Here is a 15,327-nt window from a genome sequence, read left to right on the forward strand (position 1 = left end):
GCCCCACCGGGAACACGGGTCATGAACCGGATGAGCGTGGAGGGCGACGATGTCCGAGCTGGTGGCGCTAACGGTGGCGCTGCTGGGTGATGAACCCCTAAGTCCGGGCCTTTGCGGCGGCTGGCGGCGCGAATGCCGAGGCGACTGAGCGGGGCAAGAACATCGAACGGGCGGTCGAAGGGCCGCAAGATTTACCTAAACGAGCGTGTCCGACGACCGCCCGTCTTCCCAACTCTCGAAAGGGAGCGTTCTTTGAAATAGCCAGACGCGAAAGCGGGCGTGGCAATGAATAAGCACGCCCGTTCCTGAGCACTTACGCCGTCTATTTCGCGCCGCCGACCACCACGTTCAGCACCTCGAACGGCGTGGTGATGACGATTTCGGCGGCGGAGCTGATCGTCTGGGTGATGCCTCCGGCGAGGTTGCCGATGCGGCTGCCTTCCCGACCGAGTTCGGCGGTGCCGAACGTGCTATCTTGCAGCAGCTTTTCGCCCAGCAGCTTCACCAGAACCGGGTTGTCCGCGAATTTGGTATGATTGAGCTGATCGCCGGCCGAGGCGTTGCTGAGATCGACGACGACCACGCCGAGTTCCGCAAGATCGGCCGCATTTTCGTAGCCGCCCACGCGCGGCTTGTTGCCGGCGATGATGCGCGACAGATCGAGCGCCCGGTCGTCCTTGGAAAGGAACAGGAAGAACGGCTTGTCCGGCTTGCCATAACGGCTCATCTGGCTCTTGAAGACGTCCACGTCGATATCGGGCGAGGCGAGAACCACGTCGCCCAGCCGGCCGCCAAGGGTGCGGTCGCCGGTCACGGCGAGCTGGCGCAGGGCTTCCATGGTCACCCAGTTGCCCATCGAATGGGCGATGATGTCGATGCGCTTGGCGCCCGACTTGGCGACTAGCCTCAGCGTCTCTTCCAGCGCGTCGCGAGCGGCGGTGGCGCTGTTGTTGTCGTAGACATAGTCGACGACGCGCCCGCCCGACGCCCAGGAAAACAGCACCGGCGTGCCGGTATAGCCCGCATCGTGGGCGATCTGGGTCAGGCGGTAGACTGCGCTGTCGAAGGCCGTGTTGTAGCCGTGTACGAAAACCACCGCCCGGCCGCCGCGCTCCTTTATGTCCGCGCCGAGGGATTTGGAAAAGCCGCCGATACTGTCGAAGGTGGCGACGCTTTTGGCCGTGAAATATTTCGCCGGATCCGACGGCTGGCCATTCAGGCGACGCTCGATCTCGCCCGTCTTATGGATGGAAGGAACCGTCATGTCGACGCGCGCGAAGCTGATGGCTGGGGAGCGGTCGCCCGAGAACACCTGCTTTGCGTCGGCAGCCTTGGCACGTGTGGTGGCAACGAAGATCTCGTGCTCGCCGGCAATCGCGCTGGCCGGCGCCTGCACGATGCGGGTGCTGAGCAGCTCGCCCGCGTTCTGCCCGGCGCAGCCGGCCACAAGCAATGCCAGCGAGAAAATACCAAACCACCTGGCTGGCGTATTTTGAAACATCATCCGCTCCGGCCCGTCCCACCGCCCCCTGATAGCCAGCGACTGCCGCATGGTCCAGAAGGTCTGGTCATTTTCACCAGTGAGCTAACGCAACCGGTAAACGAACCCTTCAACGGCCCCAGAAGGTGGGCGTGAAGATGACGAACACGGCCAGAATTTCGAGGCGTCCGAGCAGCATCGCCGCAGAGAGGATCCATTTGGCGGTGTCCGGCAGCGTGGCGAAGTTGCCGACCGGGCCGATGATCTCGCCCATTCCGGGGCCGACATTGGTCATCGCGGTGAGCGAGCCGGTCATCGAGGTGATGAGGTCGAGGCCGGTCGCGGACAAAAGGATGGTGGTGATGGCCCAAAGCACGAAGAAGGCGGCGATGAACAGCACCACGCTGCGCTGCATGTCCTCGTTGATGGTGCGGTCGCCATAGCGCACCGGCTGCACCGTGTTCGGATAGATGAGGCGGCGCAGGCCGTTGCCCATCAGCTCGAACAGCACCAGGAAGCGATACGCCTTGATGCCGCCCGTCGTGGAGCCCGAACAGCCGCCGAGGAACGTCGCCACGAACAGGCAGGCGACCGCGAAAGGCCCCCACAGCGTATAATCGTCGCTGGCAAAGCCTGTCGTGGTGATGATCGAGACGAAATTGAAGGTCGAATGGGTGAGAGCGTCGAAGAACGGCATGCCGAGATTGACGCGCAGATAGATCGCCACCAGCACCGAGAACACGACGCAATAGCCGGCGAAGACGCGGATCTGCGGATCGCGCAGCGCGTCCGTGCGGCCGCGCACGATGAACAGGATCATGATCGAGAATGGCAGGCCGCCGATGAACATGAAAAGCGAGGCGATCCAAAGGATGGCCGGTGTTTGGGCATAGCGCGCAAACGAAGTGTCGTGGGTGGACATGCCGCCGGTCGCCAGCGTCGACATGGCGTGGTTGACGGCGTCGAAGCCGCCCATGCCGGCGGCGGCGTAGCAGACCGCGCAAAGGAACACCAACACCGTGTAGATGCCGATCATGCTGACCGCGAAGGTCTGGAAACGCTCGAAGGGTCGGTCCTCGATGTCGGACGATTCGATCTTGAAATAGGAAACGCCGCCGATGTTGAGGAACGGCAGAAAGAACAGGCCGAGCGCGATGACGCCGAGGCCGCCCATGAAATTCAGCAGCGAGCGCCAAAGCAGCAGCCCCGGCGGCGCGCGGTCGAGCCCGTTGATGACGGTGGAGCCGGTGGTGGTGATGCCGGAGACCGATTCGAAGAAGGAATCGGCGACGCTCATGCCGAGCGACGACGCCATGAACGGCACGGCGCCTGCGATCGCCAGGGTCAGCCAGAGCAGGTTGACCAGAAGGAACCCGAAGCGCGTGGTGGCCTGGGGCGGGCGTCCCCGTGTGGCCAGCGCGACGGCCATTGCCAGGCCGCCCATGAACAGCGACGAAAAAGCGAATACGTGCCAGTCCTTGCTGCCATAGTAGAGGTCGACGGCTGCGGGAATCAGCATTGCGGCGGACAGATAGATGGCAAAGACCGCGGCAACGTGGATCGCGGCGCGAATGGCAGTTCTGTTCACGGAAAGTCTGACCCCACTTGTCGTAACACCGGCGCATGACCGCGCCGGCACGGCGGCAAGGCCGGGACAGTGGCTTCATACGGCCGAATATGCAATAGCCGGAATTGGCCGGCGACCATTGTCTTGCCGTCGCGGCCGTCGCGATTTTCCTGCTGCGGTGGGCATGCAGATTAGCATGATCAAAACCGCCAGCGATCGAAGGCAAGCGGCCCAACGGCCGGCCTGTCCGAACCGGAGCGATTGACGATGACGAATTTTGTCGAACGGGTCGATGCTGCGACCGTGGCCGTACGCGAGCTGTTTCCCGAAACCCCGCTTCAGGAAAACGCCTATCTGTCGCGCAAGACCGGGGCGCATATTTTCCTCAAGCGCGAAGACCTGTCGCCGGTGCGCTCCTACAAGATACGCGGGGCCTTCAACTTCTTCCGCAAGGCGCTCGCCGCCGGCAACGCAGCGGAACTATTTGTCTGCGCCTCGGCCGGCAATCACGCGCAGGGCTTTGCCTATGTGTGCCGCCATTTCGGCAAGAAGGGCGTCGTCTTCATGCCGGTGACCACGCCGCAGCAGAAGATCGACAAGACGCGCCTGTTCGGCGGCGAGTTCGTCGAGATACGTCTCGTCGGCGACTTCTTCGACGACTGCTACCGCGCGGCCATCGAGTTCACCGAAGAGGTTGGAGCGCATCTGGTGCCGCCCTTCGACCACAAGGACATCATCGACGGACAGGCGACCATTGCAGCGGAAATCGCCGCCCAAATGCCTGACGGCCGCACCCCGGACATGGTGTTCTTGCCGATCGGCGGTGGCGGGCTGGCTGCCGGCGTCACGCACTATCTGCGCGAGAGGGGGACCGCGACGCGCTTCGTTTTCTGCGAGCCGCTCGGCGCGCCGAGCCTCAAGGAAGCGTTGAAAGCCGGAAAACGGTTCAAGCTCGACAAGGTCGACAACTTCGTCGATGGCGCGGCAGTGGCCGAGATCGGGCGCGAGCCGTTCCGCTATCTGAAGGAGTTCGACGAAGCCGCAGTGAAGCTGGTGCCGGAGAACCGGGTCTGCGCGACGATGATCGAGATGCTCAACATCGAGGGCGTGGTGCTGGAGCCGGCGGGAGCCCTTTCCATCGATGCGCTCAAGGATTTTCCCAAGAAGGAGCTCAAGGGCAAGAACATCGTCCTCGTTATTTCCGGCGGCAATTTCGACTTCGAGCGCCTGCCGGACGTGAAAGAGAGGGCACTGCGTTTCGAGGGGCTGAAGAAATACCTCGTTTTCCGGTTTCCCCAGCGGCCGGGTGCGCTGCGCGACTTCCTGCAGCTGCTGGGGCCGGACGACGACATTACCCGCTTCGAGTATCTGAAAAAATCGGCGCGCAATTTCGGTTCGGTGCTGATCGGCATCGAGACCAAGGACGCGCGCAATTTCGGCGTCTTGGCAAAGCGCTTCCACGAAGCCGGCTGGGCCTATGAGGACATCACCGACAACGAAACGCTGGCAGGGCTGATCATATAAGCGAGACGGCTGCGCAGGTCGGCGAGGATGCTGAGCCCATGCAACAACTTGGACAATTGAAGTTGCGCCGCCTTGACGTCTCCAACCGGGCGCACAAGATCGGACATGGTTCACGACAATCTCTCCGGAGGGATCCATGCTGACGCGTCGTCTTTTCTGCCGTTGCCTGCCGCTTGCGGCCGTCGCGACATTTGCCGCAACCGAAAGCCAAGCACAGACATCCGACTGTGCGGTGTTCACGCCGGAGCGACAGAAGGAAATCACTCCGGACCAGGCTATCGCGCTGCTCAAGGCCGGCAATCAGCGCTTCGTGGACGGCAAGACCATCAATTGCGACCTGATGGCCCAGGTCAAGCAAACGGCTGGCGGACAAGCGCCATTTGCCGCGATCGTGGGGTGCATGGATTCCCGGGTGCCTCCCGAGCTCGTCTTCGATCAGCGCATTGGCGACATTTTCAGCGTCCGCGTCGCCGGCAACGTGATCAATGACGACATCGTCGGCAGCCTCGAATATGCCACGCAGGTTGTCGGTTCCCGTGCGATCGTCGTGCTGGGTCACAGCGAATGCGGCGCTGTGAAGGGCGCAATCGACGATGTTCACCTCGGAAAGCTGACCGGCCTCCTGGAGCGTATCGAACCTGCGGTGAAGGCCGCGGCGGATGGCCAAAAGCACAGTTCCAAGGACAAGCGGCTCGTCCAGACCGTCGCGGAAACGAACGCCCGGATGGGAATCGAGGACCTCTTGTCGCAAAGCTCGATCCTCAAGGAACTCACCGACAAGGGCGAGTTGCGCATCGTTGCGGCCATGCATGATGTGGCGACGGGGCAGGTGAATTTCCTCACTCCCTCATAGCAGCAGCAATCGGAGTTTTGGTGAGAACATTCATCGCGCTGTTTCGCGGCATCAATGTCGGCGGCATCAACATCATCAAGATGGCCGAGCTGAAGGCGCTCTTCGGCGAACTCGGCTTTACCAGTTCGCAAACCTACGTGCAGAGCGGCAATGTCGTGTTTCGTGCCCCCGAAGCGGGCAATGACAGTCTGGCGATGACAATCGGCGAGGCCGTGAAGGCCCGTTTTGGTTTCGCGCCACACATTATCGTTCGCGACACGGCCGAATGGAGCGAGATCATCGTTGCCAACCCGTTTCCCGATTTCAACCTCCCAAAGAACCTTCACGCCTACATTCTCGACACCGAGCCCGGCGCCGCGAGCATCGACGAGTTGGCTGGCAAGGAGCGGGTAGCAGGCGAATATGCGATCAAGGGGAGGGTGCTGTATCTCTACACGCCCGAGGGGTTGCTTAAATCGAACCTGCCGGCGCTGTTAGAGCGAACGCTGCGCGTGCCCATGACAGCCCGCAACTGGAACACTGTCCTGGCGCTCCAGTCCCTGGCTGCGGCGGCAGCGGAAAATTAGTCCAGAAGCGTCGGGCGGCACACAATCTTCACGTATTGGGGGTAGTTGGCCCTCGTTGGGATCTCCGGGGGCAATTCAAGTGCGTGTGAATTCGCTTATGCGAAGATTGGAAGCGATCTCGCTTATGCGCAAGTTCGAGGCGATGTCGGTGTTCAGACAGGCTTCGGTGATCGTGTTCCTTGCGCTTGTTGGCGCCGACCTTCTGACGACGATTTTCTACGGCATTTTCTTTTCCGACCGCTATCTGCTCGACATCGTTTTGACGAGCATCATCGTGATCATTGTCGGCTATCCGCTTGCCTATTTCTTCCTCGGTCAGAACGTAAGATTGCGTCAGATGGCAGTGGAACTCGATCGCGTGGCGCGGATAGACGATTTGACCGGCCTCTATAACCGCCGCACCTTCTTCAGCGAGTGCGAGACTGCCATCAAGGGACTGGGAGAGGGTGCTTTCCTTTATGTCGACGTCGACCACTTCAAGAAACTGAACGACCGCTTCGGCCACGCCGCCGGCGATTCAGTGCTGCGGGAGTTCGGCGACGTTATTTCCGTCTGCGTTCGCGGCGGCGACGTGGCCGCGCGGCTCGGCGGTGAGGAGTTCGGGATTTACCTGGCGCATGCCGATCTCGCGAATGCCCTCAAGGTGGCCGAGCGGATCCGCAAGCGATCCCTCCGTATAGGGCCGGCCGTCGGTCTTGATGACGTGTTGGTTACGGTCAGCATCGGCATTGCCATGCGCGACCAGGGCCAGACGCTCGACGAACTGATGCAACTGGCCGACGAGAACCTCTACGTCGCCAAGGAGCAGGGGCGCGATCGCGTCGTTTCGGGCATTTCTGGCAAGCGGGCAGCCTGACGTTCGACCATTGCCGGCGGCGTCCATTTTGCGCTGCAACATTAATTTGGTTGCTTTTCTAGGCCAGATCGGCCATATGCGGCCCCATAAGGCGCTTGGGCCGGCCTTCCGGCTTTCCCCTTCGATGGGACAGGTTGCGTCTGATTTCTCCCTCTTGATCGATTGGTCAATGGAGAAAAGCCCTGTGGACATGGAGTCTGCAGGCACGACAGCGCAACCGTGCGAGCTTTGTTTCAGCTCGCCGCCTTGTCGTTTCCATAAGATCATTTCGCCGGCAGGTAGCGCCTTGCCGCGATCATTGCTTGCGGCCAAGGCCGCGTGAAAGAGAACAAATTGACGATTGAAAACACTGCGGAGCTGACCGGCTTCGCCAAACTTGGAATTATCGGCCCGCTGCTCAAGACCACCGCTGCGGCGGGCTTTGATCAGCCGAAGCCTATCCAGGCCGAGGCCATCCCTTCGCTTCTCGACGGGCTAGACGTGCTGGCCATCGCCCAGACGGGCTCGGGCAAGACGGCTGCGTTCAGCCTGCCGATCCTGACCAAGATCATCGGCCTTGGCACGAAGCGCCTGCCGAAGACGGCGCGCGCGCTGATCCTTGCGCCGACGCGCGAGCTTGCCGTGCAGATCGAAGACACGATCCGGGTGCTGACCAAGGGATTGCATGTCTCCACCGCACTGGTGCTTGGCGGCGTGTCGCGCTTCAGCCAGGTCAAGAAGATGGCGCCCGGCGTCGACGTTCTGATCGCCACGCCCGGCCGTCTCACCGACCTCGTGCGCGAGGGTGAGGTGAACCTCTCCGATACGCGCTTCCTGGTGCTCGACGAAGCCGACCGCATGCTGGACATGGGCTTCATCCATGACGTGAAGCGGCTGGCTAAGGCCACCCACAAGGACCGCCAGACGGCGCTGTTCTCGGCGACCATGCCCGAGGAAATCGCCGCACTCGCCGAAGGCGTGATGAAGAAGCCTGTCCGCATCGAAGTTGCGCCGCAGGGCACGACCGCTGCCGAGATCAAGCAGAGCGTGGTGCTGGCCCGCACCAAGCAGAAGCGCAAAATCCTCTCCACCATGCTGGCCGATGAAGCGATGCGGCAGGTGATGGTTTTTGCGCGCACGAAGCATGGTGCTGATCGCGTGACCCGCGACCTCGAGCGCGACGGCTTCGAAGCTGCGGTTATCCACGGCAACAAGTCGCAGAATGCCCGTCAGAAGGCTCTGAACGGTTTTCGCGATGGCTCGGTGCGCATCCTGGTTGCCACGGACATCGCCGCGCGCGGCATCGACGTTCCGGGCATCAGCCATGTGATCAATTTCGACCTGCCTGACGAGGCGGAAAGCTATGTGCACCGCATCGGCCGCACCGGCCGCAATGGCGCCGACGGCACCGCGATCACGCTCTGCGACCCGGCCGAGAACGCCAAGCTGCGCCAGGTCGAAAAGATCATCCGCATGAAGCTGCCGGTCGCGGCCGACCATCTCGGCGAGCCCGATCCGCAGTCCGCGCCGCGCGCGCCCGGCGCGCGTGCGCCGATGGAAGCAGCCAATGATCGCGCTGCTCCGCGTGGTGAAAAGCAGCAGCGCCCGCAGGGCCAGAAGCCGTCGCGCAATGGTTTTGGCAAGAAGCAGGCCGCGGGCGAAAATGGCGGCGACAAGCCCATGAGCCGCAAGCCGTTTCGCGGCAAGCGCAAAGGGTTTGGCGGCCGCAAGCCGGCGACGCGCGCTGCCTGACGGCTCGCCCGATAAGCGTTGAGAAGAAGAACGGCCGGGGCGATGCCCCGGCCGTTCTTTTTTAGTCGACCATAGCCTTGATCCAGACTTCGATCCGCTGGGCAAGGAACTGCGTGGTGGAGGGCGACATCGCGTCGCCCGCAATGACGTGATTGTCTGGGTCGCCGGTGGCCTCGACCGGAACCAGCTCATGATAGGCGCCCCAGCGCGCGGCGATTTCGCGCGTCAGGTCCTGCCGGGTAACGCGGTCCGAATCCGAGAAGATGAAGAGCGTCGGTATCTTGACGTTCTCCACCGGCGCCTTGCGGGCGAGGTCGGTCAAGGCTGCCATGGGCAGCAAGGCGCTGGTCGGATAGCTCGTCGTCCAGAGTTTTTCGTGCAGCGCGTTGCGCGGCGTAAAACTGCGTTCCTTGCCGGCAATCAACTGGGCAATCTGTTTGCCCCAGGGCATCGTCAGTATTTCCGAGCCGGCGGCTCGGACACCGAAATTCGGCGAGATCAAAGCCATTGCAGCGACGCCTTCGGATGCGCCGGATCTTGAGGCTGCCTCGACGGCCAGTGCCGCGCCGGTCGAAGTGGCGATGACCACGACTTTCTCGCCGATCTCGCGGCCAATGGCGATGGCTTCGGCATAGTCATTGATCCAGTCGTTGACGCTGGCGGTGGCCATCGCCGCGCCGTCCTGCCCGTGGCCTTTCAGGCGCGTGTAGAAAAGGTTGGCATCGAGCGCGTTGGCGACTTCGTCGGGCAAGGGGCGAACCTCACCCTTGGAGGCGGAAAATCCGTGGATGTAGACGATCGAGATCGGGGTCTTGGCATGGATCATCGGATCGGCCCAGATGATCTCCTTCTCCAGCCCGTCGCGGATGCCGGGTACTTTGCCTTCAGTTCTTTCGAGATAGGCTTGAGGATCGTCCCCGATCACGCTCGGGTCGAAAGTCACGCTCGTATCGGCGGGCACGCGCGGGCCCAGGATGAACAGCAGGACAAGCGCGACAAGCAGAATAAGGATTGCGATCACGATGCGACGCCCCAAGGCGGAAACCTCCAGAATGAAGTGCCAGCGCCGGCCTGGTGGGGCGATATGAGGCAGCGGACGCGGCCGAATCAACCCCCTTCAACTACAGATTTCCAGAATCGGCGCCAAGCGTATTTCTGGCGGCGAGGTGAGATGGCTTGGTCCCGCGGCTTACGGCGCAGCATGTTTTTTATCCTGCCGGGGCTTTGGCGAGCCATTCATTTGCGCGTTGCCGCGGCAACCGGGAACGTAGCGGGCTCATTGTTCATTGAACGCGCAAATTCATGCCTTGAAAGCATGCCCGGCGGTTTTTACTGTCTTGGGATAAAGACAAGGAATTTCCCATGTTTCGTTCGGTGATCGACGCAATCGGCAATACACCGCTGATCCGGCTGAGGCGCGCCTCGGAAGAGACCGGTTGCGAAATCCTCGGCAAGGCCGAGTTCATGAATCCGGGCCAGTCGGTGAAGGACCGCGCCGGCCTGTTCATCATCCAGGATGCCGAGAAGAAGGGCCTGCTGAAGCCCGGCGGAGTGATCGTCGAAGGCACGGCTGGCAATACCGGCATCGGGCTCACCGTCGTCGCCAAGGCGCTGGGCTATCGCACCGTCATCGTCATTCCCGACACGCAGAGCCAGGAAAAGAAGGACGCGCTGCGGCTGCTTGGCGCCGAGCTGATCGAGGTTCCGGCCGTGCCGTACAAGAACCCGAACAACTATGTGAAAGTGTCGGGGCGCCTTGCCGAACAACTGGCAAAGTCCGACCCCAACGGCGCGATCTGGGCCAACCAGTTCGACAACATCGCAAACCGCGACGGCCATATCCGTACGACCGCGCAGGAGATCTGGGCGCAGACCGACGGCAAGGTCGACGGCTTCGTCTCGGCCGTAGGCACCGGCGGCACGCTGGCCGGCGTGGGAATCGGCCTCAAGGAAAAGAACCGAAACGTGAAGATCGCGCTCGGCGACCCGCTGGGCGCAGCACTCTTCAGCTACTACACCACCGGTGAACTCAAGGCCGAGGGCAGCTCCATCACCGAAGGCATCGGGCAGGGGCGCATCACGGCCAATCTCGAAGGGTTCACGCCTGATTTCTCCTATCAGATCCCCGATGCCGAGGCGCTGCCGGTCATCTTCGATCTGGTGCAGGAAGAGGGGCTTTGCCTCGGCGGTTCGACCGGCATCAACATTGCCGGAGCCATTCGCCTCGCCCGCGAGCTCGGCCCTGGCCACACCATCGTGACGATCCTGTGCGACTATGGTACGCGCTATCAGTCCAAACTCTTCAATCCGGATTTCCTGCGGACGAAGGACCTGCCGATTCCCGAATGGATGGATCGACAGCCCGATATTTCAGTGCCTTTCGAGGAGGTCGCCTAGTGGCCCATACGACGAATACAGTTTTCCGCGACGATGCGTATCTCGCGGAGACGGATGCGGTCGTGGTCGCGATCAACGACCGCGGCGGCATCATCCTCGACCGCACGAATTTCTACGCAACCTCCGGCGGTCAGCCCGGCGATACCGGTTTTCTGATCCGGACCGATGGCAGCCGTATCGCGATTGCCGCAACGATTACGGGCGAGACCAAGAATGAGATCATCCACGTGCCGGCGGCCGGCGAAGCGTTGCCGGAGCCGGGCGAAAAGCTGGGACTATCGATCGACTGGCCGCGCCGGCATCTTCTGATGCGCATGCACACGGCCTGCCATCTGCTGACCGTGGTGTGCCCGTTCCCGATCACCGGCGCTTCGGTCGCCGAGGACGATTCACGCGTCGATTTCGATATCCCGGAAACTGGCTTCAACAAGGAAGAAGTCACCGCCCGCCTCATGGAACTGGTCAAGGCTGACCATCCGGTGTTCACCCGGTTGATCACCGATGACGAGCTTGTCGCCAATCCGGGGCTGGTAAAATCCAAGAATGTCCGCCCGCCGGTGGGCACCGGGCAGATTAGGCTCGTCTGCATCGGCGACAATGGCGTCATCGACAGCCAGCCCTGCGGCGGCACGCATGTGCGCAGCACGGGCGAGGTCGGCGAAATTCACATCGGCAAGATCGAGAAGAAGGGACGCGAAAACCGCCGCTTTCGCATCCGCTTCGGTCCGCCGCCGGCGCAGTAGACGCGCCGCTGGGGGAGTTTGCGCTCAGGTCTGAGGGAGCGCCTGGCGCATTTCGTAGAAGGTGGCGCGTTCGTCCCAGCGGATCAGAAGCTCCTGGGCGGCGCGGGGCACCGAAACTGTGTCGTCGGCCTCGGCTTTCTGCGGAGACGGCCGCTTAGGGCCGTCGAAAGTCATCACCCAGATGAATTCGACCTCCTCGTCCGAAACGCGACGCAGAAGCTCCATGTTCTGATACCCGGGGAGCCGAAGCCCCTCGACGGCAGGAAATATCAAGCTCTCGACAAGCCGCTCATAAGCGTCGGCATTGTCAGGGGTGGTATAGCTTCGCCAAATCCGTCTGATCACACTTATTTGCCTTCTTCGTACCGCATCTTCACCCCAAGCAGGCCCGAAGTGGGATGTTTTGCACGTAGGTGCAAGATGCAGCTGATCAAAAAATGACAGAATTGTGTAAGCCTGAGCCTCTGCGGACACAGCCCGCCTTGTGCTCGAACAAGACCTCGCCGGCCTTCTTGGTATAGTCTGAACCTGTTGCGGATTCGCCAGCTGCTACCTATTCATTCAAGTGGTAGGCCGAGAACAGGGGAGTGAGAGATGCCCGAGACCAGCCCGTTCGTAGTCGATGCCGATTGGCTGCAATCGAGACTGGGGGCGCCAGGGCTCTCGATCGTCGATGCATCCTGGTATCTTCCGGCCCAAAAGCGCGATGCGCGCGCCGAATATGATGCGGCGCATATTCCGGGCGCCATCTTCTTCGACCTCGACCGGGTGGTCGACCCGGACTCGAACCTGCCTCATATGCTGCCGCGCCCCGGAATATTCGCCCAGCATGTAGGCCCCATGGGCATTTCCGCCGACGACACGATCGTGGTCTATGACGGGCCGGGCTTCTTCTCCGCGCCGCGCGTCTGGTGGATGTTCCGAACCATGGGCGTCTATCAGGTCTATGTGCTGGACGGCGGCTTCGATCGCTGGAGAGCCGATGGCCGGTTGGTGACGGCGGAGCCGACGAAGACCGCCCCCAACGTCTTCTATCCCAATTTCGACGCCTCTGGCGTGGCTTCCCTCGAAGACATGCGCAGCATCGTCGAGACGGCTTCCAGTCAGATCGCTGACGCGCGCTCGCCCGGGCGTTTTGCCGGAACCGATCCGGAGCCGCGCCCCGGCATTCGCGCCGGCCACATGCCGGGCGCCAGGAACGTGCCTTATTCGGCTTTGTCGCAGAATGGCGAATTGCTGCCACTCGAGCGTCTTAAGGAAGTGCTGGAGGGCGCCGGCATCGACCTCAGCAAACCGGTGGTGACGTCCTGCGGTTCGGGCGTTACGGCGGCGGTGATCACGCTTGCGCTTGAAAGCCTGGGCCACACCAACAACCGGCTCTATGACGGTTCGTGGACCGAATGGGGCGCGCAGGCCGACACGCCGGTGGCCAAAGACTAGGCCAGAGACTAGGAATGAAAATGATCGACGAAGACGAGGCCAAGACCATCCCGGTCACTGTGACTTTTCTCGAAATGCATGTGCCGCCGGCCTATTATCCGCCGCTTCCGGTCAACAAGCAGATCGCGCTTCTGCGGGCGCGATCGGTCCCGCTGCATTTCTATCGCTACCTGATCGATCGCGTCGGTCGGAAATGGCAGTGGGTCAATGCGCTGCGGCTGGACGACGAGGAGCTTGCGGCGGGATTGCACCGGGAGGACCGCGATGTGCGCGTGCTCTATCTCGACGGCGCGCCGGCCGGCTTTTTCGACATCAAGCCGCATCTGCCCGATGAGGTGGAACTCGCCTATTTCGGCATGATGGAGCATGCGCTCGGGCAGGGCATTGGCCGCTGGTTCCTGGGCGCGGCAATCGAGGCCGCCTGGTCGTACAAGCCCAAACACGTGTCCGTGCAGACCTGCACCATGGACCATCCGGCCGCACTGCCGCTCTATCAAAAACTCGGCTTTTCGCCGGTCGGGCAGAAGCAGGAATTGGTGCGGACCATGACCTTTGCCGAGCGCTCGGCCAGCGTCATGCGGCCGTGAAACTTTCCGGCCACCGATAGGTGCGCCGCATCTTGAAAGTGCGGCGGGCCGATGTGCCGATCGGGACGAAAACGGCGAAATTTTGTGCCGTTGCCGGCTTCGTCCACAAATGTCTTCTCCCTGTCATCTGACCGAGATTTTAGCGTCATCCAGCCTCTCTAGAGGAAGCCTCAGCGGGCGTCGTGCTCGCGAGATATTCTTTTGGAGATAACGATGAAAAGATTGGCTCTTCTCGCGATTGCTGCCACGGCTTTCGCGACCGGCGCTTCGGCTGCCGAACGCACGAAGTTCGAGTTCTGGTACGGTCTGACGGGCGACCTCGGTGAGGTCGTGGCCAACCACTGCAAGCTTTTCAACGAGTCGCAGGACAAGTACGAGGCGGTCTGCGTTGGGCAGGGCGGCTACGACAAGGCCGAGCAGAACACCATCGCCGCCTTCCGCGCCAAGCAGCATCCGACCATCGTCCAGATCTATGACGCCGGCACCGTGAACTTCATGCTGTCGGGCGCGATCTACCCGGCCAACAAGTTCGCCAAGGACTACGGCTTCGACGTCGACTGGAGCAAGTATTTCCCGGGCATCGCCAACTACTACGCCACCTCCAAGGGCGAGATGTGGTCGTTCCCCTACAACTCCTCGACCGCCGTTCTCTATTGGAACAAGGACGCCTGGGCCAAGATCGGCAAGGACAAGGCGCCGGCCACCTGGGCCGAGTTCGGTGAAGACCTCAAGGCGCTCAAGGCTGCCGGCGTTGACTGCGGCTTTGCCTTCGACTTCGACAGCTGGATGAACCTCGAGCAGTTCTCCGCCATCAACGGTATCCCGCTCGCCACGCTCGACAACGGCTACGGCGGCCTCGGCGCCGAAGCTGCCTTCAACAAGACCGCCTTCGTCGGCCACATGAAGGATTTCAAGGCCTGGATGGACGCCGGCTATGCCCGCATCCAGACCAATCAGACCGGCAAGAACCTGATCCAGTCCTTCGCCGACGGCACCTGCGCTTCGACCACCTCGTCGATCGCCAACCACGGCACCGTCCACAACACGCAGGTCGCCGGCCTGAACTGGGACGTCGCCAAGCTGCCGGTCATTGACGCTTCCAAGCGCACCAACTCCATCGTCGGCGGCGCTTCGCTGTGGGTGATGGAAGGCAAGTCGAAGGAAGAGTACGAGGCTGCCGCCGCCTTCCTGAAGTATGTGACCGCTCCGGACACCGGCGAAAAGTACATCGCCGAAAACACCGGCTACATCCCGGTCACCACCGCCGGCTTCGAACTGCTGAAGTCCGAAGGCTTCTACAACGACCCGAAGCGTCGTGGCCGCGAAGTCGCCATCGAGTCGCTCACCGCTTCGGACGTCACCCCGCTGAGCCGCGGTATCCGTCTCGGCAACTTCACCTCGATCCGCGCCGAAACCCGCTCCGAGCTGGAAGCTGCTTTCGCCGGTCAGAAGACCGTCGAGGAAGCCATCGACGCCGCAGCCGACCGCAGCAACCAGATCCTGCGTCGCTACGAGCAGACCTTCAAGGGCAAGACCCTGCCTTGAGCCGGAACTGACATCCGGTTCTTCGGAAATAATGGCGC

General features: G+C 62.0%; 14 protein-coding genes. 10 read left to right on the forward strand and 4 right to left on the reverse strand.

Features of this window, described 5'->3' with window-relative positions; translation table 11 throughout:
* Nucleotides 1-322: 322 nt before the first annotated feature.
* Both M2281_RS17240 and M2281_RS17245 read right to left on the reverse strand, forming a co-directional pair.
* The gene (locus M2281_RS17240) at nucleotides 323-1,504 is read right to left on the reverse strand and encodes an alpha/beta hydrolase (protein ID WP_280822398.1); all 1,182 of its coding nucleotides are present in this window, start codon (nucleotides 1,502-1,504) and stop codon (nucleotides 323-325) included.
* Nucleotides 1,505-1,610: 106 nt separating this feature from the next.
* On the reverse strand, nucleotides 1,611-3,068 hold the full coding sequence (locus tag M2281_RS17245; RefSeq protein ID WP_280822399.1) for a TrkH family potassium uptake protein: 1,458 nt from the start codon (nucleotides 3,066-3,068) through the stop codon (nucleotides 1,611-1,613).
* A 246-nt stretch (nucleotides 3,069-3,314) separates the two neighbouring features.
* Between M2281_RS17245 and ilvA the strand changes: the two genes are divergently transcribed.
* The 5 genes from ilvA (at nucleotide 3,315) to M2281_RS17270 (ending at nucleotide 8,577) form a co-directional block, all read left to right on the forward strand.
* On the forward strand, nucleotides 3,315-4,571 hold the full coding sequence (gene ilvA / locus M2281_RS17250; RefSeq protein WP_280822400.1) for a threonine ammonia-lyase IlvA: 1,257 nt from the start codon (nucleotides 3,315-3,317) through the stop codon (nucleotides 4,569-4,571).
* Nucleotides 4,572-4,707: 136 nt separating this feature from the next.
* Nucleotides 4,708-5,424 (forward strand): carbonic anhydrase family protein, encoded by a 717-nt coding sequence (locus M2281_RS17255; RefSeq protein WP_280822401.1) that lies wholly within the window; start codon nucleotides 4,708-4,710, stop codon nucleotides 5,422-5,424.
* Nucleotides 5,425-5,444: 20 nt separating this feature from the next.
* Nucleotides 5,445-5,990: a DUF1697 domain-containing protein gene (locus M2281_RS17260; protein WP_280822402.1), complete on the forward strand. Its 546-nt coding sequence runs from the start codon at nucleotides 5,445-5,447 to the stop codon at nucleotides 5,988-5,990.
* A 97-nt stretch (nucleotides 5,991-6,087) separates the two neighbouring features.
* Nucleotides 6,088-6,846, forward strand: coding sequence for a GGDEF domain-containing protein (locus tag M2281_RS17265; RefSeq protein WP_280822403.1), 759 nt, complete (start codon nucleotides 6,088-6,090; stop codon nucleotides 6,844-6,846).
* Between the two features lie 333 nt (nucleotides 6,847-7,179).
* Nucleotides 7,180-8,577: a DEAD/DEAH box helicase gene (locus M2281_RS17270; RefSeq protein WP_280822404.1), complete on the forward strand. Its 1,398-nt coding sequence runs from the start codon at nucleotides 7,180-7,182 to the stop codon at nucleotides 8,575-8,577.
* A gap of 61 nt (nucleotides 8,578-8,638) precedes the next feature.
* On the opposite strand, the gene M2281_RS17275 is transcribed toward M2281_RS17270, so the two are convergent.
* Nucleotides 8,639-9,613 carry an alpha/beta hydrolase gene (locus M2281_RS17275; protein ID WP_280822405.1) on the reverse strand — a complete coding sequence of 325 codons (975 nt, stop codon included), beginning with the start codon at nucleotides 9,611-9,613 and terminating at the stop codon, nucleotides 8,639-8,641.
* Between the two features lie 326 nt (nucleotides 9,614-9,939).
* On the opposite strand from M2281_RS17275, the gene M2281_RS17280 reads away from it, so the two are divergent.
* Nucleotides 9,940-10,974 carry a cysteine synthase A gene (locus tag M2281_RS17280; RefSeq protein ID WP_280822406.1) on the forward strand — a complete coding sequence of 345 codons (1,035 nt, stop codon included), beginning with the start codon at nucleotides 9,940-9,942 and terminating at the stop codon, nucleotides 10,972-10,974.
* Nucleotides 10,974-11,717, forward strand: a complete 744-nt coding sequence (locus M2281_RS17285; protein WP_280822407.1) for an alanyl-tRNA editing protein — start codon at nucleotides 10,974-10,976, stop codon at nucleotides 11,715-11,717. The genes M2281_RS17280 and M2281_RS17285 overlap by 1 nt, the downstream gene beginning before the upstream one ends.
* Before the next feature lie 24 nt (nucleotides 11,718-11,741).
* Here the strand turns inward: M2281_RS17285 and M2281_RS17290 are convergent, their stop codons facing one another.
* A complete protein-coding gene (locus M2281_RS17290) occupies nucleotides 11,742-12,062 on the reverse strand; it encodes an antibiotic biosynthesis monooxygenase (protein ID WP_280822408.1) in 321 nt (106 codons plus the stop codon).
* Nucleotides 12,063-12,311: 249 nt separating this feature from the next.
* Here M2281_RS17290 and sseA point away from each other — a divergent pair, with 249 nt between their 5' ends.
* The 3 genes from sseA to M2281_RS17305 all read left to right on the forward strand — a co-directional run bounded on the left by sseA (nucleotide 12,312) and on the right by M2281_RS17305 (nucleotide 15,289).
* The gene (sseA, locus tag M2281_RS17295) at nucleotides 12,312-13,157 is read left to right on the forward strand and encodes a 3-mercaptopyruvate sulfurtransferase (RefSeq protein ID WP_280822409.1); all 846 of its coding nucleotides are present in this window, start codon (nucleotides 12,312-12,314) and stop codon (nucleotides 13,155-13,157) included.
* A 20-nt stretch (nucleotides 13,158-13,177) separates the two neighbouring features.
* The gene (locus M2281_RS17300) at nucleotides 13,178-13,744 is read left to right on the forward strand and encodes a GNAT family N-acetyltransferase (RefSeq protein ID WP_280822410.1); all 567 of its coding nucleotides are present in this window, start codon (nucleotides 13,178-13,180) and stop codon (nucleotides 13,742-13,744) included.
* Nucleotides 13,745-13,957: 213 nt separating this feature from the next.
* Nucleotides 13,958-15,289, forward strand: coding sequence for an extracellular solute-binding protein (locus tag M2281_RS17305; RefSeq protein WP_280822411.1), 1,332 nt, complete (start codon nucleotides 13,958-13,960; stop codon nucleotides 15,287-15,289).
* The last annotated feature ends 38 nt before the right edge of the window (nucleotides 15,290-15,327 follow it).

Source organism: Pseudaminobacter soli (ex Li et al. 2025), from assembly GCF_029892515.1.
Lineage (GTDB): Bacteria > Pseudomonadota > Alphaproteobacteria > Rhizobiales > Rhizobiaceae > Pseudaminobacter > Pseudaminobacter soli_A.

Excerpts from the sequence above, each read along its gene's own strand:
- M2281_RS17240 (WP_280822398.1), bottom strand. The coding sequence starts at position 1,504 with ATGATGTTTCAAAATACGCCAGCCAGGTGGTTTGGTATTTTCTCGCTG.
- ilvA (WP_280822400.1), top strand. The coding sequence starts at position 3,315 with ATGACGAATTTTGTCGAACGGGTCGATGCTGCGACCGTGGCCGTACGC.
- M2281_RS17255 (WP_280822401.1), top strand. The coding sequence starts at position 4,708 with ATGCTGACGCGTCGTCTTTTCTGCCGTTGCCTGCCGCTTGCGGCCGTC.
- M2281_RS17265 (WP_280822403.1), top strand. The coding sequence starts at position 6,088 with ATGCGAAGATTGGAAGCGATCTCGCTTATGCGCAAGTTCGAGGCGATG.
- M2281_RS17280 (WP_280822406.1), top strand. The coding sequence starts at position 9,940 with ATGTTTCGTTCGGTGATCGACGCAATCGGCAATACACCGCTGATCCGG.
- sseA (WP_280822409.1), top strand. The coding sequence starts at position 12,312 with ATGCCCGAGACCAGCCCGTTCGTAGTCGATGCCGATTGGCTGCAATCG.
- M2281_RS17300 (WP_280822410.1), top strand. The coding sequence starts at position 13,178 with ATGATCGACGAAGACGAGGCCAAGACCATCCCGGTCACTGTGACTTTT.
- M2281_RS17305 (WP_280822411.1), top strand. The coding sequence starts at position 13,958 with ATGAAAAGATTGGCTCTTCTCGCGATTGCTGCCACGGCTTTCGCGACC.